This window comes from Corallococcus aberystwythensis (assembly GCF_003612165.1).
GTDB lineage: Bacteria > Myxococcota > Myxococcia > Myxococcales > Myxococcaceae > Corallococcus > Corallococcus aberystwythensis.
This window is the reverse complement of the sequence record NZ_RAWK01000228.1, coordinates 1-16,727: the sequence shown is the minus strand read 5'-3', so window position 1 is coordinate 16,727 and position 16,727 is coordinate 1. Positions and strand designations below refer to the sequence as shown.

The following is a 16,727-nucleotide window of genomic DNA, read 5'->3' as shown; positions in this document are numbered from 1 at the left end:
GACCGATCTTCGGAGGAGTCATGCCCCCAGTATCGGCCGGACCGGGTCCGAAGTTGTCCCGGGCGGCCGGGCGGGGTGGTGCTTCCAGGCGTGCTGCGCCTCTTCCAGCGAGACGGCCTGGAAGCGCACCGGGGCGCCCGGACGGCGAGCACCCAGGCGGCCCCAGTCCGCACGGATGACGGCGGCGATGAGCGGGTAGCCCCCGGTGGTGGGGTGGTCCGGGCCCAGCACGATGGGCGTGCCGGAGAGGGTGACCTGGATGGCGCCGCGTACCATGGGGCGGGACGTGCCCGCGCCCTCGTCGCCATGGGGCACGGGAGGTCCCTCCAGCCGCTGGCCCACGCGGTCACTGGAGGGCGACACGGTGAAGGTGCTGCCCAGGAGGAGCGCCACGGCCGCTTCGCCAAAGCGGGACGCATCCGGGCCCGGGAGCACGCGCAGCGGAGCGGCCGGGTCCAGGGCCTCCGTGAGACGTGACAGGTCTGCTTCGGAAGGGGAGGGGGCCGGCGTGGCGGGAGGACCCAGCGGGAGCCGGTCGCCGGTGCGCAGGGGACGGCCTTCCCAGCCGCCCAGGCGCGCGACCCACAGCGTGCCCTGTCCGCCGAGGACTTCAGGGACCGCGAGCGAGCCGTCCACGGCCACGTAGCGCACGGCGTACCGGGTGGGGGCGGGCACGGTGAGTGTGGCGCCGTCCGCGAGGAGGCTGGGGGCCTCGCCATCCACGGACACGCGCACGTCACGGCCCCGGGCGCGCAGCTCCAGCCGGCCGAAGGCTTCCATCGCCGAGGCCCCGGGCGCATTGCCCACCGCGCGGTTCGCCGCGACGAGCAGCTCCGGAACCCAAGCGCCACCGGGTGGCACGCCGTGGTGCATGACCCCGGGTCGACCCCCGTCCTGCACCGTGGCGGGCGCACCGAGGCCGACGATCTCCATCCAGGCGCTCATGACGCATCACCCCGCACGGCTGAGCCCTCGGACATGAACTCTGTCCCCAGGATGAGAAGGCGAGAACCCGACGGGGCCTCCCCGGCGGCAGCGCGCCGCGCGAACTGGTCCGACAGTCGGACCAGTTGGGAGAACTCGGGCCAGGGAGGCTCCTGCCCCAGCCAAGCCATGCGAACTGGTCCGACAGTCGGACCAGCTGGGCGAACCTGGGCCAGGGAGACTCCTGTCCCAGCCAGGCCACGCGAACTGGTCCGACAGTCGGACCAGCTGGGAGAACTCGGGCCAGGGAGGCTCCTGCCCCATCCGAGCCATGCGAACTGGTCCGACAGTCGGACCAGTTGGGCGAACCTGGGCCAGGGAGGCTCCTGTCCCGGCCAAGCCACGCGAACTGGTCCGACAGTCGGACCAGTTGGGCGAACCCGAGCGAGGGAGGCTCCTGCCCCAGCCAGGCCATGCGAACTGGTCCGACAGTCGGACCAGCTGGGAGAACCCGGGCCAGGGCGGCGGCTGCCCCATCCGGGCCGCTGAACCCGGTCCGGTCGGGCCCGCGTCAGACGTGAGCTGTATACCGTTCTGGTCCGAGGCCCCGGCGGAGCCGCAGGCGTGTTCATCCGTCCTCGCGTGGCGCCCTCGTGGTCGGGCGTCGACGCTGGCGGCATTCATGGGGTGGCATGTGTCTCCGCCCGGTCTCCTGTGCAGGGCCTTCATTCATCCACCCGCTCGAAGCGCACGCGGTCGCCCAGGTGCAGCACCGCGCCGCGCTGGGGGTCGAACGCGGTGAAGTCCAATGCGGTGCCCACGAGGTTCCAGCCTCCCGGCGACGCGAACGGATACACGCCCGTGCGCTCCCCGGCGATGCCCACCGCGAGCGCCGGCACCCGCGTGCGTGGCACGGGCAGCCGGGGACATGCGATGCGCGGATCCACGTCCCCCAGGTATGCGAAGCCCGGCAGGAACCCCACGCAGCGCACCGTGTACTCGCGCGCCGTGTGACGCCGGACCACTTCATCCACCGTCAGGCCCGTGTGCTCGGCCACCTTCGGCAGGTCCTCGCCGTCGTAGCGCACGCGGATGCGGATGAGCGGATGCTCCACCGGCGCCACAGGCGCTACGCGCAGCCGCGTCAGCACGAGCGCTGGAGACTCCGGCGGTGTCGCCGGGTCGAAGTACACGCACGCGTGGGCCTCGGTGATGACCGCGTCCCGCACGCCCGGCAGCGCGCACAGGGCCTCGCGCGCCAGGCCCCGGTCCACCGCCTCCGGTAACACCAGCCGCAGTGCGCTGTCGCCAATGGGCTCGGGTGGTTGCTCCAGTGCGTCCAGCATCGCGCGCACCTCGCGGGCCAGCGCCACGGCGCCCGGCGTGTCGCCGTGCACGCAGAGCGTGTCCACCGTGCCGCCCGTGGCCAGCCGCACGGTGTTCTCGCGCGCCCGTGCCACGTCCGTCAGCACCGCGCCAGGCTGTCCGCGCGGAATCAGCGAACCGTCCGGCAGCGTGCCCCGGTCCGCGAAGCCCTCACGCGCGTACCCGAGCCCCGCCGCCCGCGCCGCGTCCCTCAACGCTCCGGCACCGGGCCCCACGAACGTGACGTTCGTCCCCAAGGCCTCCACCACGCCGGCCACCACCGCGCGCGCCAGTTCCGGGGATTTGTTGGCCGCGTGGTACAGCGCTCCATGAGGCTTCGCATGCCGCACCGGCACGCCGCGCTCGCGGGCCAGCGCGGCCAGCTGCCCGCACTGCTCCGCCACCTGCGCGCGCAGCACCTCCGGCGCCACGTCCAGCGCCTTGCGCCCGAAGCCCTCGCGGTCCGCGTACGACGGGTGCGCTCCCGCGAGCGTGCCATGGCGCTCGCACAGCTCCAGCGCCCGCCGCATGGACGCCTCGTCCCCCGCGTGTCCTCCGCAGGCGATGTTCGCCAGGTGCGCGAGCGCGTAGAGCTGTTCGTCCTCCCCGGGCAGCTCCCCCAGGTCGATGTTGAGCAGGCACCGCGTCATGGGCCCACGCTACGCGAGCCCCCCACCTCAGCGGTAGGTGATGAGCGAGCGGTGTTCGCCCTCGAAGTGTCCGTGCTCGTTGAGCGTGGACAGATACCGGCCCCGCTCGCTGTAGATGACCTTCGTGACTCCACAGTTCGCCAGCGTCCAGTTCGTCCGGAACGCGTGCTCATCCGGGATGCCCAGCAGGTCCTGGCTGATGGCCGTGATGGGACCGCCGGAAGTGAACACCAGCGCCGTCCGGGAGGGCCCCAACGAAGCCACGAGCGTCGCCAGTGCCTGGAGGCAGCGCGTCTTGAAGGCGGGCCAGGACTCCCGGTACTCGGTGTCATGTCCGCCCGCGACCCAGCGCCCCACGGCCTGGGTGAACACCTCCTGGAAGGCGCGGCGCGGATCCTTCGTGGCGGCCAGTTCCTCCTGCATCACCGCGGGGTTGGCGTAGCGCGGGGTGTGCCGTTCGACGATCTCCACGTGGTCGAACTCGTTGAAGCCCTCCATCGTCTGGACGCCCACCCGCTGCCCCAGCCCCACGAGGCATGACTCCGCGGTCTCCAGGTGGCGCAGCATGGTGCCCGTCACCACGGCGTCCACCTTCGGCAGCCGCGAGCGCAGCGCCTCGCCCAACACGCGCGCCTGCTGCACGCCCACGTCCGACAGCTTGTCGTAGTCCGCCGCGCCGAAGGACGCCTGGCCGTGGCGGATGAGGTAGAGCGCGCCCATCTTCAGCCCCCCGCCTTCTTGATGAGCTGCCGGCAGCGGTAGCCCAGGTAGTTGACGATGAGCCAGTAGTTCTTGAACGCCGGGTTGCGCGTCTGCTTGTGGTGGTAGCGGTAGTAGATCTGCTGCGCGATGACCGCGAGCCGGAACACGCCGTAGACCTCGTAGAAGGTCCAGTTGGCGGGCTTCAGGCCGGTGCGCTCCAGGTAGTACGCCACCACCTCCTCGCGCGTGAGCATGCCGGGCAGGTCCGTGGGCTGCCGGCGTGTCATGCGCAGGAAGGCGTCGTCATCCGCCTGGACCCAGTAGGCCAGCGTGTTGCCCAGGTCCATCAGCGGGTCGCCCAGCGTGGCCATCTCCCAGTCCAGCACCCCGATGACCTGCGTGGGGTCCTCCGGGTTGAGCACCACGTTGTCGAAGCGCCAGTCGTTGTGGATGACACACGTCTTGATGTCCGGGGGCACGTTCGCGGCCAGCCACTCGCGCGTGCGCTTCATCCGGGGCACGTTCCAGGTGCGTGCCTTCTCGTAGCGGTCGGACCAGCCGGAAATCTGGCGCTGCGGATAGCCCGGTCCCTTGCCCAGGGACTGGAGCCCCACGCCTTGCGCGTCCACGCCGTGCAGCGCGATGAGCTGATCCACCACGTTGAGGCACAGCTGGCGCGTGTGGGCCCTGTCCAGGTCCAGCCCCCTGGGCAGGTGCTTGCGAGGGATGAGGCCGGGGATGCGCTCCATCACGTAGAACTCCGCGCCCAGCACGCCCGGGTCCTGGCACAGCCCCACCATGGTGGGCACCACCGGGTACACGGGCTTGAGCGCCTGCTGCACGGTGTACTCGCGCGACATGTCGTGCGCGGACTTCGCCTTGGTGCCCGAGGGCGGCCTGCGCAGGATGAGGTCGCGGTTGTCGTACTTCAGCCGGTAGGTCCAGTTGGAGGCGCCGCCCGTGTACTGCGTCACCTCCGGCGTGCCCTGGAGCGAGGGCACCTGGGCCTTCAACCACGCGTCCACCGCGGGCACGTCCAGCGCCTCGCCGGAGCGCACGGCCTTGCCCTCGTCCAGCGGGATGGAGACCGGAGCCGTCATGTTCAGCCTCCCTTGCTGAAGCCGCGCTTCGCGAGCTCGATGCGGGTGATGACGCCCTTGTGCACTTCGTCCGGACCGTCCGCGATGCGCAGGCTGCGCGCCTGGGCGAAGAAGCCCGCGAGCGGCGTGTCGCGCGACACGCCCGCGCCGCCGTGCACCTGGATGGCGTCGTCCACCACCCGCTGGAGCACGTTGGGCGCCACGACCTTGATGGCCGAAATCTCCGTCATCGCGCCCATCGCGCCCACGTCATCCAGCTTCCACGCCGCGTACAGCGTGAGCAGGCGGGCCTGGTCGATGGCGATTCGCGCCTCCGCCACGCGCTCGCGGTTGCCGCCCAGGTTGAGCAGCGGCTTGCCGAACGCGGTGCGGCCCATGCCCCGGTCGATCATCAGTTCCAGCGCCCGCTCCGCCGCGCCAATGCAGCGCATGCAGTGGTGGATGCGGCCCGGCCCCAGGCGGCCCTGCGCGATTTCGAAGCCCATGCCCGGCCCGGAGATGAGCGCGGACACCGGCAGACGCACGTCGTGGAAGTGCACCTCGCCGTGGCCGTGCGGGGCGTCATGGTCGCCGTAGACGGGCAGCATGCGGATGATTTCGACGCCCGGCGCGTCCATGGGCACCAGGACCATGGAGTGCTGGTGGTGGCGGTCCGCGCCGGCCTGCGACGTGCGGCCCATGAAGATGGCCACCTTCGCGTTGGGGTGGCCCAGGCCGCTGGACCACCACTTCTTGCCGTTGAGGACCACGTGGTCGCCATCCACCTCGGCGGTGGCCTGCATGTTGGTGGCGTCCGACGACGCCGCGTCCGGCTCCGTCATGCAGAACACCGAGCGGATGTCGCCCGCGAGCAGCGGCTTCAGCCACTGCTCCTGCTGCTCCGGGGAGCCGTAGCGCCAGAGCACCTCCATGTTGCCGGTGTCCGGGGCGCTGCAGTTGAAGACCTCCGGCGCCATGAAGCTGCGGCCCATCTGTTCCGCGAGCGGCGCGTACTCGAGCGTGCTCAGGCCCGCGCCCAGCTTCGCGTCCGGGAGGAAGAGGTTCCACAGCCCTTCGGCCTTCGCGCGGGCCTTGAGCTCCACCATCACCGGCGGCACCTTCCACTGGCGCCAGTCGCCGCCGGCCTCCATGGCGTGCAGGGCCTGGAGGTACTCGGCCTCCACCGGCTCGATGTGCTGGGACATGAAGCGCTTCACGCGCTCCAGGTATTCGGTCGTCCTGGCGGAGGGCTGGAAGTCCATGCGGGGCATCCTGCGCCCCGGTGGGTTGGTGAAGCCACTGAATGTTGAATGTCTGTTCTGGGGCTGGCGCTGCCCCGGCTGCTGGGTTCAGCGGCGGCGCGGACCCGGTGACTTGCGCGTGCGCGGTGACGGCTTCGCGCGCCGGCCCTGGGCCTTCGGCTTGCGCGCGGGCGCGCGGGGCGGGGTGGGCTGCTCGATGCTCGCGAGCATGATCCGCCGCAGGAGCGCGTACACGGGCAGCGGGTCGAAGCTCTTGTCCAGCTGGTGGTGCAGCGCGAGCCCGTCCACGCACGCCTTGATGATGACCGCGTAGTGCAGGTCCTCGGCGGTGGGGGCCGTGGCGTGGCCCGTGCGCACGTGCGCCACGGTGCGGGCGATCTCCTCGTCGCCCTGGCCCAGGAGCTGTGCCACGGCGGGCGTCAGCTCCCGGTTGCGCAGGCCCAGCGCGAACAGCTCGTAACGCAGCCGGCACGTTCCCGGCGCGTCCGTGGCCAGCTTCTCGCCCCAGGCGAAGGCCGTCTGCGCCAGCTCCTCCGCCGGAGTCTGCGCACGCAGCCGCTCCAGCTCCGACAGGTACTGACGGCTCGCCTCCTGCGTGACGGCCAGGAGCAGCGCGTCCTTGCTGCCGAAGTAGTAGTGCACCAGCCCCTGGTTCACCCCCGCCTCGCGCGCCACCTCCTTCACCGTCGCGGCGTCATAGCCGCGCTCCCCCAACACGCGCTGACCGGCGGCGATGAGGCGCGCCCGGGCGTCAGGCTCCGGAGCGGTGGGAGGAGGCGGCGTCTTGCCACGGCGGGGGGATGGCATCCCAGACCCATAGGGCACCGGCTCCCACCCCCGCAAGGGCGACGTCCGCCCGTTGGCTTGACATCCCGCGTCGCCGGTCTTAGTTAGTTGTGTGACTAAGTTAGTCGTACGGCTAAACCGAAGGAGACGGGCCATGCGAGTCGAGTCCAAGCGGTCGATGCAGTGGGTGAAGGCGGTGGCGGTGGGAGCGGCTTTGCTGTCGGTGCCAGCGATGGCCCAGGACATGGCGTCCTCGTCCACGGGCCAGGAGCAGCAGCGGCGCGGGGCGTTCCTGCTGGAGCTGCAGCCGCCCGCGCTGGACGGCTCGCTGTACGGCATCCGGGCGGAGGTGGCGCCGTCGCGGGACTCGCGGCTGGCCTTCGGCCTGTTGGGGCGCGCGGGCGGGTGGAACCGGTCGCTGGGCGCGAAGGCGCGCTTCAGCGGCGTGAGCGGCAGCGACGTGAAGCTCAACTTCGGCGTGGGCGTGGACAGCCGCTACACGCTGGCCTTCCTGGCGGACGGCACGGTGCGCCCGTTCGTGGGGATGACGCTGGGCCTGGAGGAGTTCGTCGCGCGTCCGGATGGCGCGGCGATGCCGGACCGCAAGGACTACACGACGACGGCCTTCCTGGAGCCGACGCTGGGCGTGATGTGGCGGCCGGGCTCCGGGCGCGTGGGCCTGTCCGCACGGGCGGGCCCGGGCTTCACGTTCACGGACGTGCGCGAGCTCCAGGTGGGCTCCAGCAACCTGGGCCTGCGCACGGTGTACCCCACGGCGTCGCTGGGCCTGCTGGTCGTCCTGTAGTCGACGAGGGCCCCGGAGCGTGCCGTAGGCAGCAGGCGGGTGGTTACACTCGCCGCCCATGAGCGTCTCGTTCGAGTCCTACCGCGCCGAGTTCCCCGTCCTGAAGGAGCAGCTCTACCTCAACCACGCCGGGGTCGCGCCCACCAGCCTGCGCGCCGCCACCGCGGTGAAGGCGTGGATGGACGACGTGGTGAACCACGGCGTCCTCAACGAACGGCAGTGGGAGGCCCACAGCGAGAAGGTGCGCGGGCTCGCGGCGCGCATCATCGGTGCCGCTCCGGAGGAGGTGGCCTTCGTGCGCAACACCAGCCACGGTCTGGGGCTGGTGGCGGAAGGACTGGACTGGCGTCCCGGGGACGAGGTCGCCGTCGCCACGAGCATCGAGTACCCCTCCAATGTCTACCCCTGGCTGCACCTCAAGGCCCGGGGCGTGGAGGTCCGCGAGATTCCCGCGCAGGTCGGTGGTGTGACGCCGGCGGCGGTGGCGTCCGTGCTCACCCCGCGCACGCGGCTGGTGGCGGTGTCGTCGGTGCAGTTCGCCACCGGCCACCGCACGGACCTGGATGCGCTGGGCGAACTGTGTGAGCGGTCCGGCGCGCTCCTGTGCGTGGACGGCATCCAGAGCGTGGGCTGCATCCCGGTGGACGTGAAGAAGAGCCGCGCGCACTTCCTCAGCGCGGACAGCCACAAGTGGATGCTGGGCATCTCCGGCATCGGCTTCCTGTACGTGGCGAAGGACGTGCTGCCGCGCGTGCGGCCCGCGCTGGTGGGCTGGCGCAGCACCACGGATGCGTGGAACTTCAACCGCTCGCACTTCGAGCTGCGCCCGGACGCGGCGAAGTTCGAGGAGGGCAGCGCCGCGTACCCCGGCATCTACGCCCTGGGCGCCGCGCTGGAGCTGCTGCTGGAGGTGGGCCCGGACGCCATCGGCGCGCGGATTGGTGAGCTGCTGGCCCGGCTGGACACGGGCCTGCGCAATCTGGGCTGCGACGTGGGACCGGAGCCGCAGGACCGCGCGGGCATCCTCACCTTCCTGCCGCCCGGCGCGAACGTCCATGCGCTCAGCGCGTACCTGTCGGGGCAGAAGGTGTCCCACTCCGTCCGGCGCGGGCGCATCCGGCTGTCACCGCACTTCTACAACACGGACGCGGAGATGGACCGGCTGGTGGACCTGGTGCGCGCGTACCGGCCCGGGTGAGGCGTTTCACCCGGACCGGCGCACGCGGCGGCTACTGCGCCGGGAAGAGGTTCTCCACGGAGAGGTAGCGCTCGCCCGTGTCGTAGCAGAAGGCGAGCACGCGGCTGCCGTCCGGCATCTGCGCCAGCTGCTGGTTCACCGCGGACAGCGCGGCGCCGGAGGACACGCCCACGAAGATGCCCTCCTCGCGCGCGGCGCGGCGGGTGAACTCGTAGGCGTCCTTCTCATCCACCTGGATGGTGCCGTCGAGGATGTCCGTGTGCAGGTTCTTCGGGATGAAGCCCGCGCCGAGGCCCTGGATGGGGTGCGGGCCCGGCGCGCCGCCGCTGATGACGGGGGACTTCACCGGCTCCACCGCGAGCACCTTCAGCTTGGGCCACTTCGCCTTGAGCACCTCGCCGCACGCGGTGATGTGGCCGCCGGTGCCCACGCCCGTGATGAGGTAGTCCAGCCCTTCCGGGAAGTCGTTGAGGATCTCCTGCGCGGTGGTGCGCTTGTGGACCTCGATGTTGGACTCGTTCTCGAACTGCTGCGGCATCCACGCGCCAGGCGTCTGCGAGACGAGCTCCTGGGCGCGGGCGATGGCGCCCTTCATGCCCAGGGCGCGCGGCGTCAGGTCGAACTGGGCGCCGTAGGCGGCCAGCACGCGGCGGCGCTCGATGCTCATGGAGTCCGGCATGACCAGGATGATCTTGTAGCCCTTCACCGCGGCCACCATGGCCAGGCCGATGCCGGTGTTTCCACTCGTCGGCTCGATGATGACGCTGCCCTCCTTGAGGAGGCCCTTCTTCTCCGCGTCTTCAATCATCGCCAGGCCAATGCGGTCCTTGATGCTGCCGCCCGGGTTGGCGCGCTCCAGCTTCAGGTGCACCGTCACGCGCGACGGGTACAGCCGGTTGATGCGCACGTGCGGCGTGTTGCCAATGGTCTGCAGGATGTTGTCGACCTTCATGGCGTCTCCTGTGAATGGGGAACGGGCACTGCGTGAGGGAAACTCAAATGTGGTAGTCGAGGACGTCCAGGCCCTCGTCGCCATGGCGCGCGCGCACCTCGCTGCGGCGGGTGACGACGGACTGCGCGGGCACGCTCTGCGTGAGCCACGCGTTGCCGGCGATGATGCTGCCCTTGCCCACCACCGTCCCGCCTCCGAGGATGGTGGCGTTCGCGTACACCACCACGTCGTCCTCGATGGTGGGGTGGCGCTTCCGGTCCGCCAGGGCCTTCTCCACCATCAGCGCGCCCAGCGTGACGCCCTGGTAGAGCTTCACGTTGTCGCCAATCACCGTCGTCTCACCAACGACCAGGCCCGTGCCGTGGTCGATGACGAACTTGCGGCCGATGGTGGCGCCCGGGTGGATGTCCACGCCGGTGCGCTGGTGGGCGTACTCGGTGAGCAGGCGCGGCAGCAGGGGGAAGTTCAGCCGGTGCAGCGCGTTCGCCACGCGGTAGATGGCGATGGCGTAGAAGCCCGGGTAGGTGAGCACCACCTCGTCCACGCTGCGCGCGGCGGGGTCCGCTTCGAAGATGGCGCGCGCGTCCTGCTGCAGCCACTCGTAGAGGTCCGGCAGCTTCGCCATGAAGCGCGAGGACATGCCCGCGTCCGTGACGGGGTAGTGCGGCGCGAGTAAACCCTGGATGCGCTGGAGGCTCGCCTCCACGGCGGTGACGTCCCGGCGCACGGCGGCGGCGTTGCACTCCAGCCGCTCCGCGAAGTGGGGGAAGAGCAGCCCCAGCACCTGCGCGACGAACTCCGGCGCCGCCTTGCGCACGTCCGGGGGGAAGCAGTGGCGCTGTCGCGCCTCAAGCAGGGTGGCAACCAGTCGGGCGTTCGGATCGTCCATGGGGCGTTGCGTCAGGATAGCGCGCCAGTACGGCGTTTTCTTTGTTTCCGGTTTGGGAGCCGTTGGGGGCCGCGGGAATGGCCTCCTACGGGGGGCCCGAGGCGTAACGACCGGGTTCTGGACGTGGATGCCCTGGGCGGGAAAACGTCGCGGCCGTCCGGTCGTCCAGGGACCGGGGCGGGGTAGGCCTCGGCGGCGAGCAGCGGCGGGGATTACCCAGGGGGATGCCTGAGGGTCACAGCATCCACCGGGTCGCCCGGATCCACCGCCGCTGGCTGGTGGGGCGGCGCTTCACGGCCGATTCGCCGCAGGGCCGGCCGGAGGTGGCGCAGGGGCTGTCCGGGCGGGCGCTGCTGGGCGTGGATGCGCACGGCAAGCACCTGTTCCACACGTTCGAAGGGGACGTGCGGCTGCACATCCACCTGGGCCTCTTCGGGCGCATCCGTCACTTCCGGGGGGACGCGCCGGTGCCCTCTCCGGCGTGCCGGCTGCGGCTGACCTCGGACGGGGCGACGCTGCATCTGTCCGGGCCGTCCGCGTGCGAGCTGCTGTCGCAGGAGGAGGAGGGCGCGTTGCGCGCGAGGCTGGGGGAGGATCCGCTGCGCGCGGATGCGTCACCGGACCGGGCGTATGCGCGGCTGACGCGCGGACGCATGCCGCTGGCGCAGGCGCTGTTGGACCAGGGGCGCATCGCGGGCGTGGGGAACATCGTGCGAGCGGAGGCGCTGTTCGTCGCGGGCCTGCCGCCGCTCATGCCCGCGTGCGAGCTGGAACGGGAGGCGTTCGACAGCTTGTGGGGCGCGATGCGGGCGCTGTTGCAGGACGGCGTGCGGGACGGGCTCATCGTCACGCCCGGTGCGCCGCCGCTGCCGTCACCCGGGCGCAAGCGGGCGGAGCGCTTCTGCGTGTACAGCCGCGCGGGCCTGCCGTGTCCACGCTGCGGTGGGATGGTGACGGGGCAGACGCTGGCGGCGCGCACGCTCTACTTCTGCGCAGCGTGTCAGGGCGTGGACCGGGTGCGGCGGTCACGGCGGAGGCCGGACCTGGCCCTGGCCCCCTGAGCTCCAGGCTGTCCCCCTTCCCGCCCGATGCGGTCCCAACTGGTCCGACTGTCGGACCAGTTCGTGCGGTCCGCCGCTGACGGGCGTCCCCGGTGGGCTCTCGTCTTCTCATCCACGGGGAAGGAATCGGGTTCGCAGCTAGGGCGCGGGTTGCGCGGCGATCCGGGCGCGGAGGTCATCCGCGTGCTTCTGGTAGTGCGGCAGGTCCGGATCCTGATGCTCGCGTGCCAGTGTGATGGCTCGCTCACGGTGCGTCAGGGCCTCCTGGAGGCGGCCCGCCGCTTCCAGGGCATCCGCCAGGCTGTCGTGCGCGTTGCCCGAGTCGGGATGGAAGGTGATGTTCCGTTCGAAGGCGGAGATCGCCTGGGGGAGGCGCTTTCCCTCCAGGTGGCGATAGCCCACCCCGTTGAACAGGCGCTCCTGCGGCACCACCGGGTAGCCCACGCGCTTGGACAGCTGCGCGTAGTGCTCCTCCATGCGCGCCACGTCTCCGGTCATCTGGAGCTTCTCGGGGATCTTCCAGCCGTTGAAGACGAACCGCAGCCCTTCGTACGTCCCGATGTGCGGGATGCTCGCGTGGTCGTCCTGGCCGGGCAGTTCGTCGTAGCGCCACGTGAGGTTCGCGGGCTTCCGCTTGCGCAGTTCCCGGGTGAGCGTGCGCAGGTTGGCGACGTTGGGGGCCTCCTCGGCGTCTTCGTGGAGGTACAGCGCGCGGCCCGGCCCGGCCAGGCGCGTCAGTGCACCCGGCGCGGTGCGCACGAGCTCGGCGGAGTTCCAGTGCAGCGACGGGCTGATGGCCACATAGGCGTTGAAGCTCTCCGGCTTGTGCGTGAGGGCATGCATCGCGAAGAGGCCGCCGTGGGAATGACCCACGAGGATCCGGTAGGGCTGCGTGCGGTAGTGCGCCTCCACATAGGGGGCGAGCTCCTCGGTGAAGAAGCGCAGGAAGGTGTCCGCGTGGCCCGCAGTGGGGGCGGCCTCGGAGAGCAGCCGGCCGTCGTCGACTCGCTCCGCCTTGGAGAAGGGTGGAGTGAGGTCACGCGTTCGATCCGTGTTGGGCACCCCGATGATGATCATCTCCGGGAGGTGCTGCGTCCGCGCCAGGAACTCCACCATGCCGGCGACGTGGAGGAAGTGCGTCTCCGCGTCCAGCACATAGAGCACCGGGTAGCGCTCGGTGGGAGCGGCCTCGTAGCCCTCCGGGAGGTGGATCATCAGCGGCCGTTGCTCCCCCAGCACCTTGGACGTCAGCGTGGTGCGGGTGCCAATGACGATGGGCGTGTCGCCGGCCGCGATGGCCGCGCTCACGTGAAGGACGGACAGCAGGGCGAAGCCCCACAACTCACGGCGAAACGTCTGCCACTGGCGCATGTGATTCCCCCGGGAAGGCCCGCGACAGTAGCGAGTGGGCCGGCGGGTACAAGCGGACAGCCGGAGGCCCTGCTCCCCGCTGACGCTTGCCCATCCGGGGCCACCCTGCGGACGATGAGGGGATGACGACCGCCCTGTCCTATGCCCACGGCACCAGCACGACCCCGCTGCTGGGGGAGACTCTCGGTCAGAACCTGCGCCGCACCGTCGAACGCTTCGGCGACCGGGAGGCGCTGGTGGTGGCGTCCCAGCACTACCGGGTCACCTGGCGGCAGTTCTGGGATGCGACGACGGCGGTGGCCAAGGGACTGCTGGCGCTGGGCATCCAGAAGGGCGACCGGGTGGGGCTCTGGTCCCCCAACCGCTTCGAGTGGACCGTGTCGCAGTACGCGCTCGCACGCACGGGCGCCATCCTGGTCAACCTGAACCCCGCCTACCGCACGTCGGAGCTGGAGTACGTGCTCAACCAGGCGGGCGTGAGCGTGCTGCTGCTGGCGAAGGGCTTCCGGCAGACGGATTACAAGCGGATGCTGGCGGAGGTACGGCCCCGGTGCGCGGGCCTGCGCGAGGCGCTGGTGCTGGACTCGGATTGGGACCGGCTGGTGAAGGGCGGCGCCAATATTGGCGACGACGTGCTGGAGGCGCGGGAGGTGTCGCTCCAGTTCGACGACCCCATCAACATTCAATACACGTCCGGCACCACGGGCTTCCCGAAGGGCGCGACGCTGTCGCACCACAACGTGCTCAACAACGGCTTCTTCGTGGGCGAGGTGTTGCGCTACGGGCCGGAGGATCGCGTGTGCATCCCGGTGCCGTTCTACCACTGCTTCGGCATGGTGATGGGCAACCTGGCCTGCACGTCGCACGGGTCCACCATGGTGATTCCGGGTGAGGCGTTCGACCCGCTGGCGGTGCTCCAGACGGTGCAGTCCGAGCGCTGCACGTCCCTCTACGGTGTGCCCACGATGTTCATCGCGGAGCTGGACCACCCGCGCTTCGGCGAGTTCGACCTGCGCACGCTGCGCACCGGCATCATGGCGGGCTCGCCGTGTCCGGTGGAGGTGATGAAGCAGGTGCAGTCGCGGATGCACATGGAGGAGGTCACCATCTGCTACGGCATGACGGAGACGTCGCCCGTGTCCACGCAGAACCCCCTGGACGACACGCTGGAGAGGCGCGTGGCCACGGTGGGCCGCGTGCACCCGCACCTGGAGGTGAAGGTGGTGGATCCAGACACGGGCGCGGTGGTGCCGCAGGGGCAGCCGGGGGAGCTGTGCACGCGTGGCTACAGCGTGATGCTCGGGTACTGGGACAACGCGGAGGCCACGGCGGCGGCCATCGACCGGGCGGGGTGGATGCACACCGGCGACCTGGCGACGATGGACGGGGAGGGCTACGTCAAGATTGTCGGCCGCATCAAGGACCTGATCATCCGGGGCGGGGAGAACGTGTACCCGCGCGAGGTGGAGGAGTTCCTCCACACGCACCCGGAGATCTCCGAAGCGCAGGTCATCGGAGTGCCCAGCGTGAAGTACGGCGAGGAGGTGATGGCGTGGGTGCGCCTGAAGTCCGGTGCCTCGCTCACGGCGGAGGCGCTGACGGCCTTCTGCACGGGGCGCATCTCCACGTTCAAGATTCCCCGCCACTGGAAGTTCGTGGACAGCTTCCCGATGACGGTCACCGGCAAGGTGCAGAAGTTCCGCATGCGGGAGGTCTCCATCGCCGAGCTGGGGCTCGGCGACGTGGCCGCCATCAAGACCGCTTGACGCGCTTCGCGGGGGCCTTCTTCGCCGTCGAGGCCTTCTTCCTCGCGGCGGGAGCCTTCTTCGCGGCGGGCGCCTTCTTCGCGGCCTTCTTCATCGCGGCGCGGTTGGCGGCGTCCACGGCGCGGCGGGCCCAGGGGAGCAGGCGTCGGCCGTCGTCCTCGGCGTCGGCGGGGGGCGTCCAGTAGCTCATGGGCTGGGACTTGCCGCGGCTCTGGTAGATGAAGGGCCGGCAGCCCTCGGCCTCGAAGTCGGGGCGGGTGACGTCGTCAGTCTTCAGGTAGAGCTGGCCCTGGATGATGAGGCCGAACATCCGGCCGCCGAAGTACAGGCCCCAGCCCCCGAACATCGAGCGGGGCTGCACCCGGCCCAATGGCTCCAGCAGTTCCACCGTGTACTCCACGAAGCTGTCCGTGCGTGGCATGGGCGAAGTCCTCCGGACGGTGGACTCTAGCGGCCCGGGTGCACGGCGTGCGGCTTCGTTACACCTCCGTGAAGTGCATGCCCGTGGCGCCAGTGCGCTCCAGCGCGGTCTTCAGGTCCTCGGAGACGATGAGGGCGATGGACCAGCCCCAGGGCCGGAAGATCTTGGCGTTACCGACCTTCGACGTGTCGATGCGCATTCCCGCGACGGAGTAGTACTGGCCCGCCTTCTCCGGCTGCTTGTGCTTGATGGGATCCCAGTACTCCACTTCCCGGGATGCCTCGTCGCTGATGCAGCGGATCAGCCGGGTGGCCACGAGCATGCTGAACTGCTCGGGATGTCCCGGGATGTCCACCGCGAAGAGCTGGACGTCATCGGGTGCGAGTTCCGCGAAGACGGTGGCCAACGTGACGTGGAGGATGGGGGTGCCCCCAATGCCTGCTTCGGAATAGGCCAGAGGCCTTCCGGGCTCATCGATGGGAATGCGGAGACGGCCGGGGGCATCGATGGACTTCCCCGCGCTGAACAGCCACGGGTTCTCGACCTCCACGGAACCTTCATCGACAGGATCGCCCAGGTACCAGCGTCCCGGCGCATCGACCTCCTCTGACAATCTGAAATAGCGCGCGGTCATGGTCGTGGCTTTCAAGGACGCTGGGTCAGCAACCTGTTGATCTCCGTGCCCTGGGTTCTGGCTTGCTCCGCGAGGATCCTGAGGGCGTCAGTCAAGGCCTCGCGGCAGGCTTCGATGCTCCGGCAACTGGAGGTTGCCTGCCTCAATCGGTCATGGACGAACTGATGGTACTCCCTGGGGTGAGGACCCCGGTGGCCCGGGACCTCGACGATGTTCTCCGGATCCTTCAGTTCCATTCCGGCTCGCTTGAAGATGCGCCGGAAGAGCGGGGTCCACGGCCCACCCGTCTTCGCGGACTTCTCATTCCGGATGGTGGCCAGGTGGTGACGCTGGGGTTTCTCAGACCGCGATGACATGGCGACCGCGATGGTGAAGCCCTCGGCCGTCATCGCCACGGAGCGCACGCCCCCGATGGCCACGAACTGGAGGCCTGCCTGCGTCTCCACCGCGACCGCGGCCTGCGCGGAGCCCGGCAGGGTAGGGGCTTTCATCGCGAGCCCCGCCGTGTTGCCAATCGCCGCAGTGGCCAGCATCACGAAGACACGTGCGGCGTTCTTGCCCAGTACCTCGCCGTAGGCCTCGCCCGCGTCACGTACCTGGATGAACGTGGTGGCCTGGTCCACGTGGCGCACCAGCGTCACCCAGCCATCCAGGAGGGTCCACACGGTGTCCACCCCCAGGTAGGCAATCGCCGTGGCGGTGATGAGGGCGGCAAGCCCCTTGGACAGGGGCTCCGGCAAGCCCCTATCGACGCACCCCCTTGAAGACGAAGTCGCCATTGGATTCGGTGGTCATCACCCACCCGCTCCATCCGCTCGCGGGCCGCTCACTCCCTCTTATCGAGCGGTTGAGATATCTGGGG

General features: G+C 70.2%; 15 protein-coding genes and 1 pseudogene. 4 read left to right on the top strand and 12 right to left on the bottom strand.

The annotated features are described in order from the left end of the window. Positions 1 to 18 precede the first annotated feature (18 nt). From D7W81_RS30510 to D7W81_RS30485, 6 genes are all read right to left on the bottom strand, one after another. Entirely contained in the window at positions 19 to 933 is a 915-nt protein-coding gene (locus D7W81_RS30510; RefSeq protein WP_244227535.1) for a 5-oxoprolinase subunit C family protein, read from the bottom strand. A 716-nt stretch (positions 934 to 1,649) separates the two neighbouring features. Beyond that, positions 1,650 to 2,939 (bottom strand): LamB/YcsF family protein, encoded by a 1,290-nt coding sequence (locus D7W81_RS30505; protein ID WP_120558922.1) that lies wholly within the window; start codon positions 2,937 to 2,939, stop codon positions 1,650 to 1,652. Positions 2,940 to 2,966: 27 nt separating this feature from the next. After that, the gene (locus D7W81_RS30500) at positions 2,967 to 3,659 is read right to left on the bottom strand and encodes a histidine phosphatase family protein (protein WP_120558921.1); all 693 of its coding nucleotides are present in this window, start codon (positions 3,657 to 3,659) and stop codon (positions 2,967 to 2,969) included. 2 nt (positions 3,660 to 3,661) lie between these two features. After that, positions 3,662 to 4,741: a phosphotransferase family protein gene (locus D7W81_RS30495; protein WP_120558920.1), complete on the bottom strand. Its 1,080-nt coding sequence runs from the start codon at positions 4,739 to 4,741 to the stop codon at positions 3,662 to 3,664. Positions 4,742 to 4,743: 2 nt separating this feature from the next. Then, on the bottom strand, positions 4,744 to 5,982 hold the full coding sequence (locus D7W81_RS30490) for an acyl-CoA dehydrogenase family protein (RefSeq protein WP_120558919.1): 1,239 nt from the start codon (positions 5,980 to 5,982) through the stop codon (positions 4,744 to 4,746). A gap of 87 nt (positions 5,983 to 6,069) precedes the next feature. After that, on the bottom strand, positions 6,070 to 6,789 hold the full coding sequence (locus D7W81_RS30485) for a TetR/AcrR family transcriptional regulator (protein WP_244227534.1): 720 nt from the start codon (positions 6,787 to 6,789) through the stop codon (positions 6,070 to 6,072). 133 nt (positions 6,790 to 6,922) lie between these two features. On the opposite strand from D7W81_RS30485, the gene D7W81_RS30480 reads away from it, so the two are divergent. After that, positions 6,923 to 7,573 carry a hypothetical protein gene (locus tag D7W81_RS30480; protein ID WP_120558917.1) on the top strand — a complete coding sequence of 217 codons (651 nt, stop codon included), beginning with the start codon at positions 6,923 to 6,925 and terminating at the stop codon, positions 7,571 to 7,573. Between the two features lie 58 nt (positions 7,574 to 7,631). Further along, positions 7,632 to 8,771: an aminotransferase class V-fold PLP-dependent enzyme gene (locus D7W81_RS30475; RefSeq protein ID WP_120558916.1), complete on the top strand. Its 1,140-nt coding sequence runs from the start codon at positions 7,632 to 7,634 to the stop codon at positions 8,769 to 8,771. Between the two features lie 31 nt (positions 8,772 to 8,802). Here D7W81_RS30475 and cysK read toward each other — a convergent pair whose 3' ends face one another. Together cysK and epsC are read right to left on the bottom strand one after the other, a co-directional pair. Further along, the gene (gene cysK / locus D7W81_RS30470) at positions 8,803 to 9,723 is read right to left on the bottom strand and encodes a cysteine synthase A (RefSeq protein WP_120558915.1); all 921 of its coding nucleotides are present in this window, start codon (positions 9,721 to 9,723) and stop codon (positions 8,803 to 8,805) included. Positions 9,724 to 9,766: 43 nt separating this feature from the next. Continuing rightward, a complete protein-coding gene (epsC, locus tag D7W81_RS30465) occupies positions 9,767 to 10,612 on the bottom strand; it encodes a serine O-acetyltransferase EpsC (protein ID WP_120558914.1) in 846 nt (281 codons plus the stop codon). A gap of 224 nt (positions 10,613 to 10,836) precedes the next feature. Between epsC and D7W81_RS44230 the strand changes: the two genes are divergently transcribed. Next, positions 10,837 to 11,673 carry an Fpg/Nei family DNA glycosylase gene (locus D7W81_RS44230; protein ID WP_120558913.1) on the top strand — a complete coding sequence of 279 codons (837 nt, stop codon included), beginning with the start codon at positions 10,837 to 10,839 and terminating at the stop codon, positions 11,671 to 11,673. A 138-nt stretch (positions 11,674 to 11,811) separates the two neighbouring features. On the opposite strand, the gene D7W81_RS30455 is transcribed toward D7W81_RS44230, so the two are convergent. Continuing rightward, positions 11,812 to 13,044 carry an alpha/beta hydrolase-fold protein gene (locus D7W81_RS30455; RefSeq protein ID WP_120558912.1) on the bottom strand — a complete coding sequence of 411 codons (1,233 nt, stop codon included), beginning with the start codon at positions 13,042 to 13,044 and terminating at the stop codon, positions 11,812 to 11,814. Between the two features lie 122 nt (positions 13,045 to 13,166). Here D7W81_RS30455 and D7W81_RS30450 point away from each other — a divergent pair, with 122 nt between their 5' ends. Further along, positions 13,167 to 14,810 (top strand): AMP-binding protein, encoded by a 1,644-nt coding sequence (locus D7W81_RS30450; RefSeq protein WP_120558911.1) that lies wholly within the window; start codon positions 13,167 to 13,169, stop codon positions 14,808 to 14,810. On the opposite strand, the gene D7W81_RS30445 is transcribed toward D7W81_RS30450, so the two are convergent. The 3 genes and pseudogenes from D7W81_RS30445 to D7W81_RS30435 form a co-directional block, all read right to left on the bottom strand. Further along, the gene (locus D7W81_RS30445) at positions 14,797 to 15,231 is read right to left on the bottom strand and encodes a TfoX/Sxy family protein (RefSeq protein ID WP_120558910.1); all 435 of its coding nucleotides are present in this window, start codon (positions 15,229 to 15,231) and stop codon (positions 14,797 to 14,799) included. The two genes, D7W81_RS30450 and D7W81_RS30445, sit on opposite strands and share 14 nt — an antisense overlap. A 58-nt stretch (positions 15,232 to 15,289) precedes the next feature. Further along, positions 15,290 to 15,865 carry an imm11 family protein gene (locus D7W81_RS30440; protein ID WP_120558909.1) on the bottom strand — a complete coding sequence of 192 codons (576 nt, stop codon included), beginning with the start codon at positions 15,863 to 15,865 and terminating at the stop codon, positions 15,290 to 15,292. Positions 15,866 to 15,876: 11 nt separating this feature from the next. Continuing rightward, a pseudogene (locus D7W81_RS30435) lies at positions 15,877 to 16,605 on the bottom strand (AHH domain-containing protein); the annotation flags it as partial. Positions 16,606 to 16,727 lie beyond the last annotated feature (122 nt).

Excerpts from the sequence above, each read along its gene's own strand:
- D7W81_RS30510 (WP_244227535.1), bottom strand. The coding sequence starts at position 933 with ATGGAGATCGTCGGCCTCGGTGCGCCCGCCACGGTGCAGGACGGGGGT.
- D7W81_RS30485 (WP_244227534.1), bottom strand. The coding sequence starts at position 6,789 with ATGCCATCCCCCCGCCGTGGCAAGACGCCGCCTCCTCCCACCGCTCCG.
- D7W81_RS30450 (WP_120558911.1), top strand. The coding sequence starts at position 13,167 with ATGACGACCGCCCTGTCCTATGCCCACGGCACCAGCACGACCCCGCTG.
- D7W81_RS30475 (WP_120558916.1), top strand. The coding sequence starts at position 7,632 with ATGAGCGTCTCGTTCGAGTCCTACCGCGCCGAGTTCCCCGTCCTGAAG.
- D7W81_RS30505 (WP_120558922.1), bottom strand. The coding sequence starts at position 2,939 with ATGACGCGGTGCCTGCTCAACATCGACCTGGGGGAGCTGCCCGGGGAG.
- D7W81_RS44230 (WP_120558913.1), top strand. The coding sequence starts at position 10,837 with ATGCCTGAGGGTCACAGCATCCACCGGGTCGCCCGGATCCACCGCCGC.
- D7W81_RS30445 (WP_120558910.1), bottom strand. The coding sequence starts at position 15,231 with ATGCCACGCACGGACAGCTTCGTGGAGTACACGGTGGAACTGCTGGAG.
- D7W81_RS30480 (WP_120558917.1), top strand. The coding sequence starts at position 6,923 with ATGCGAGTCGAGTCCAAGCGGTCGATGCAGTGGGTGAAGGCGGTGGCG.
- D7W81_RS30495 (WP_120558920.1), bottom strand. The coding sequence starts at position 4,741 with ATGACGGCTCCGGTCTCCATCCCGCTGGACGAGGGCAAGGCCGTGCGC.
- cysK (WP_120558915.1), bottom strand. The coding sequence starts at position 9,723 with ATGAAGGTCGACAACATCCTGCAGACCATTGGCAACACGCCGCACGTG.
- D7W81_RS30440 (WP_120558909.1), bottom strand. The coding sequence starts at position 15,865 with ATGACCGCGCGCTATTTCAGATTGTCAGAGGAGGTCGATGCGCCGGGA.
- D7W81_RS30455 (WP_120558912.1), bottom strand. The coding sequence starts at position 13,044 with ATGCGCCAGTGGCAGACGTTTCGCCGTGAGTTGTGGGGCTTCGCCCTG.
- D7W81_RS30490 (WP_120558919.1), bottom strand. The coding sequence starts at position 5,982 with ATGGACTTCCAGCCCTCCGCCAGGACGACCGAATACCTGGAGCGCGTG.
- epsC (WP_120558914.1), bottom strand. The coding sequence starts at position 10,612 with ATGGACGATCCGAACGCCCGACTGGTTGCCACCCTGCTTGAGGCGCGA.
- D7W81_RS30500 (WP_120558921.1), bottom strand. The coding sequence starts at position 3,659 with ATGGGCGCGCTCTACCTCATCCGCCACGGCCAGGCGTCCTTCGGCGCG.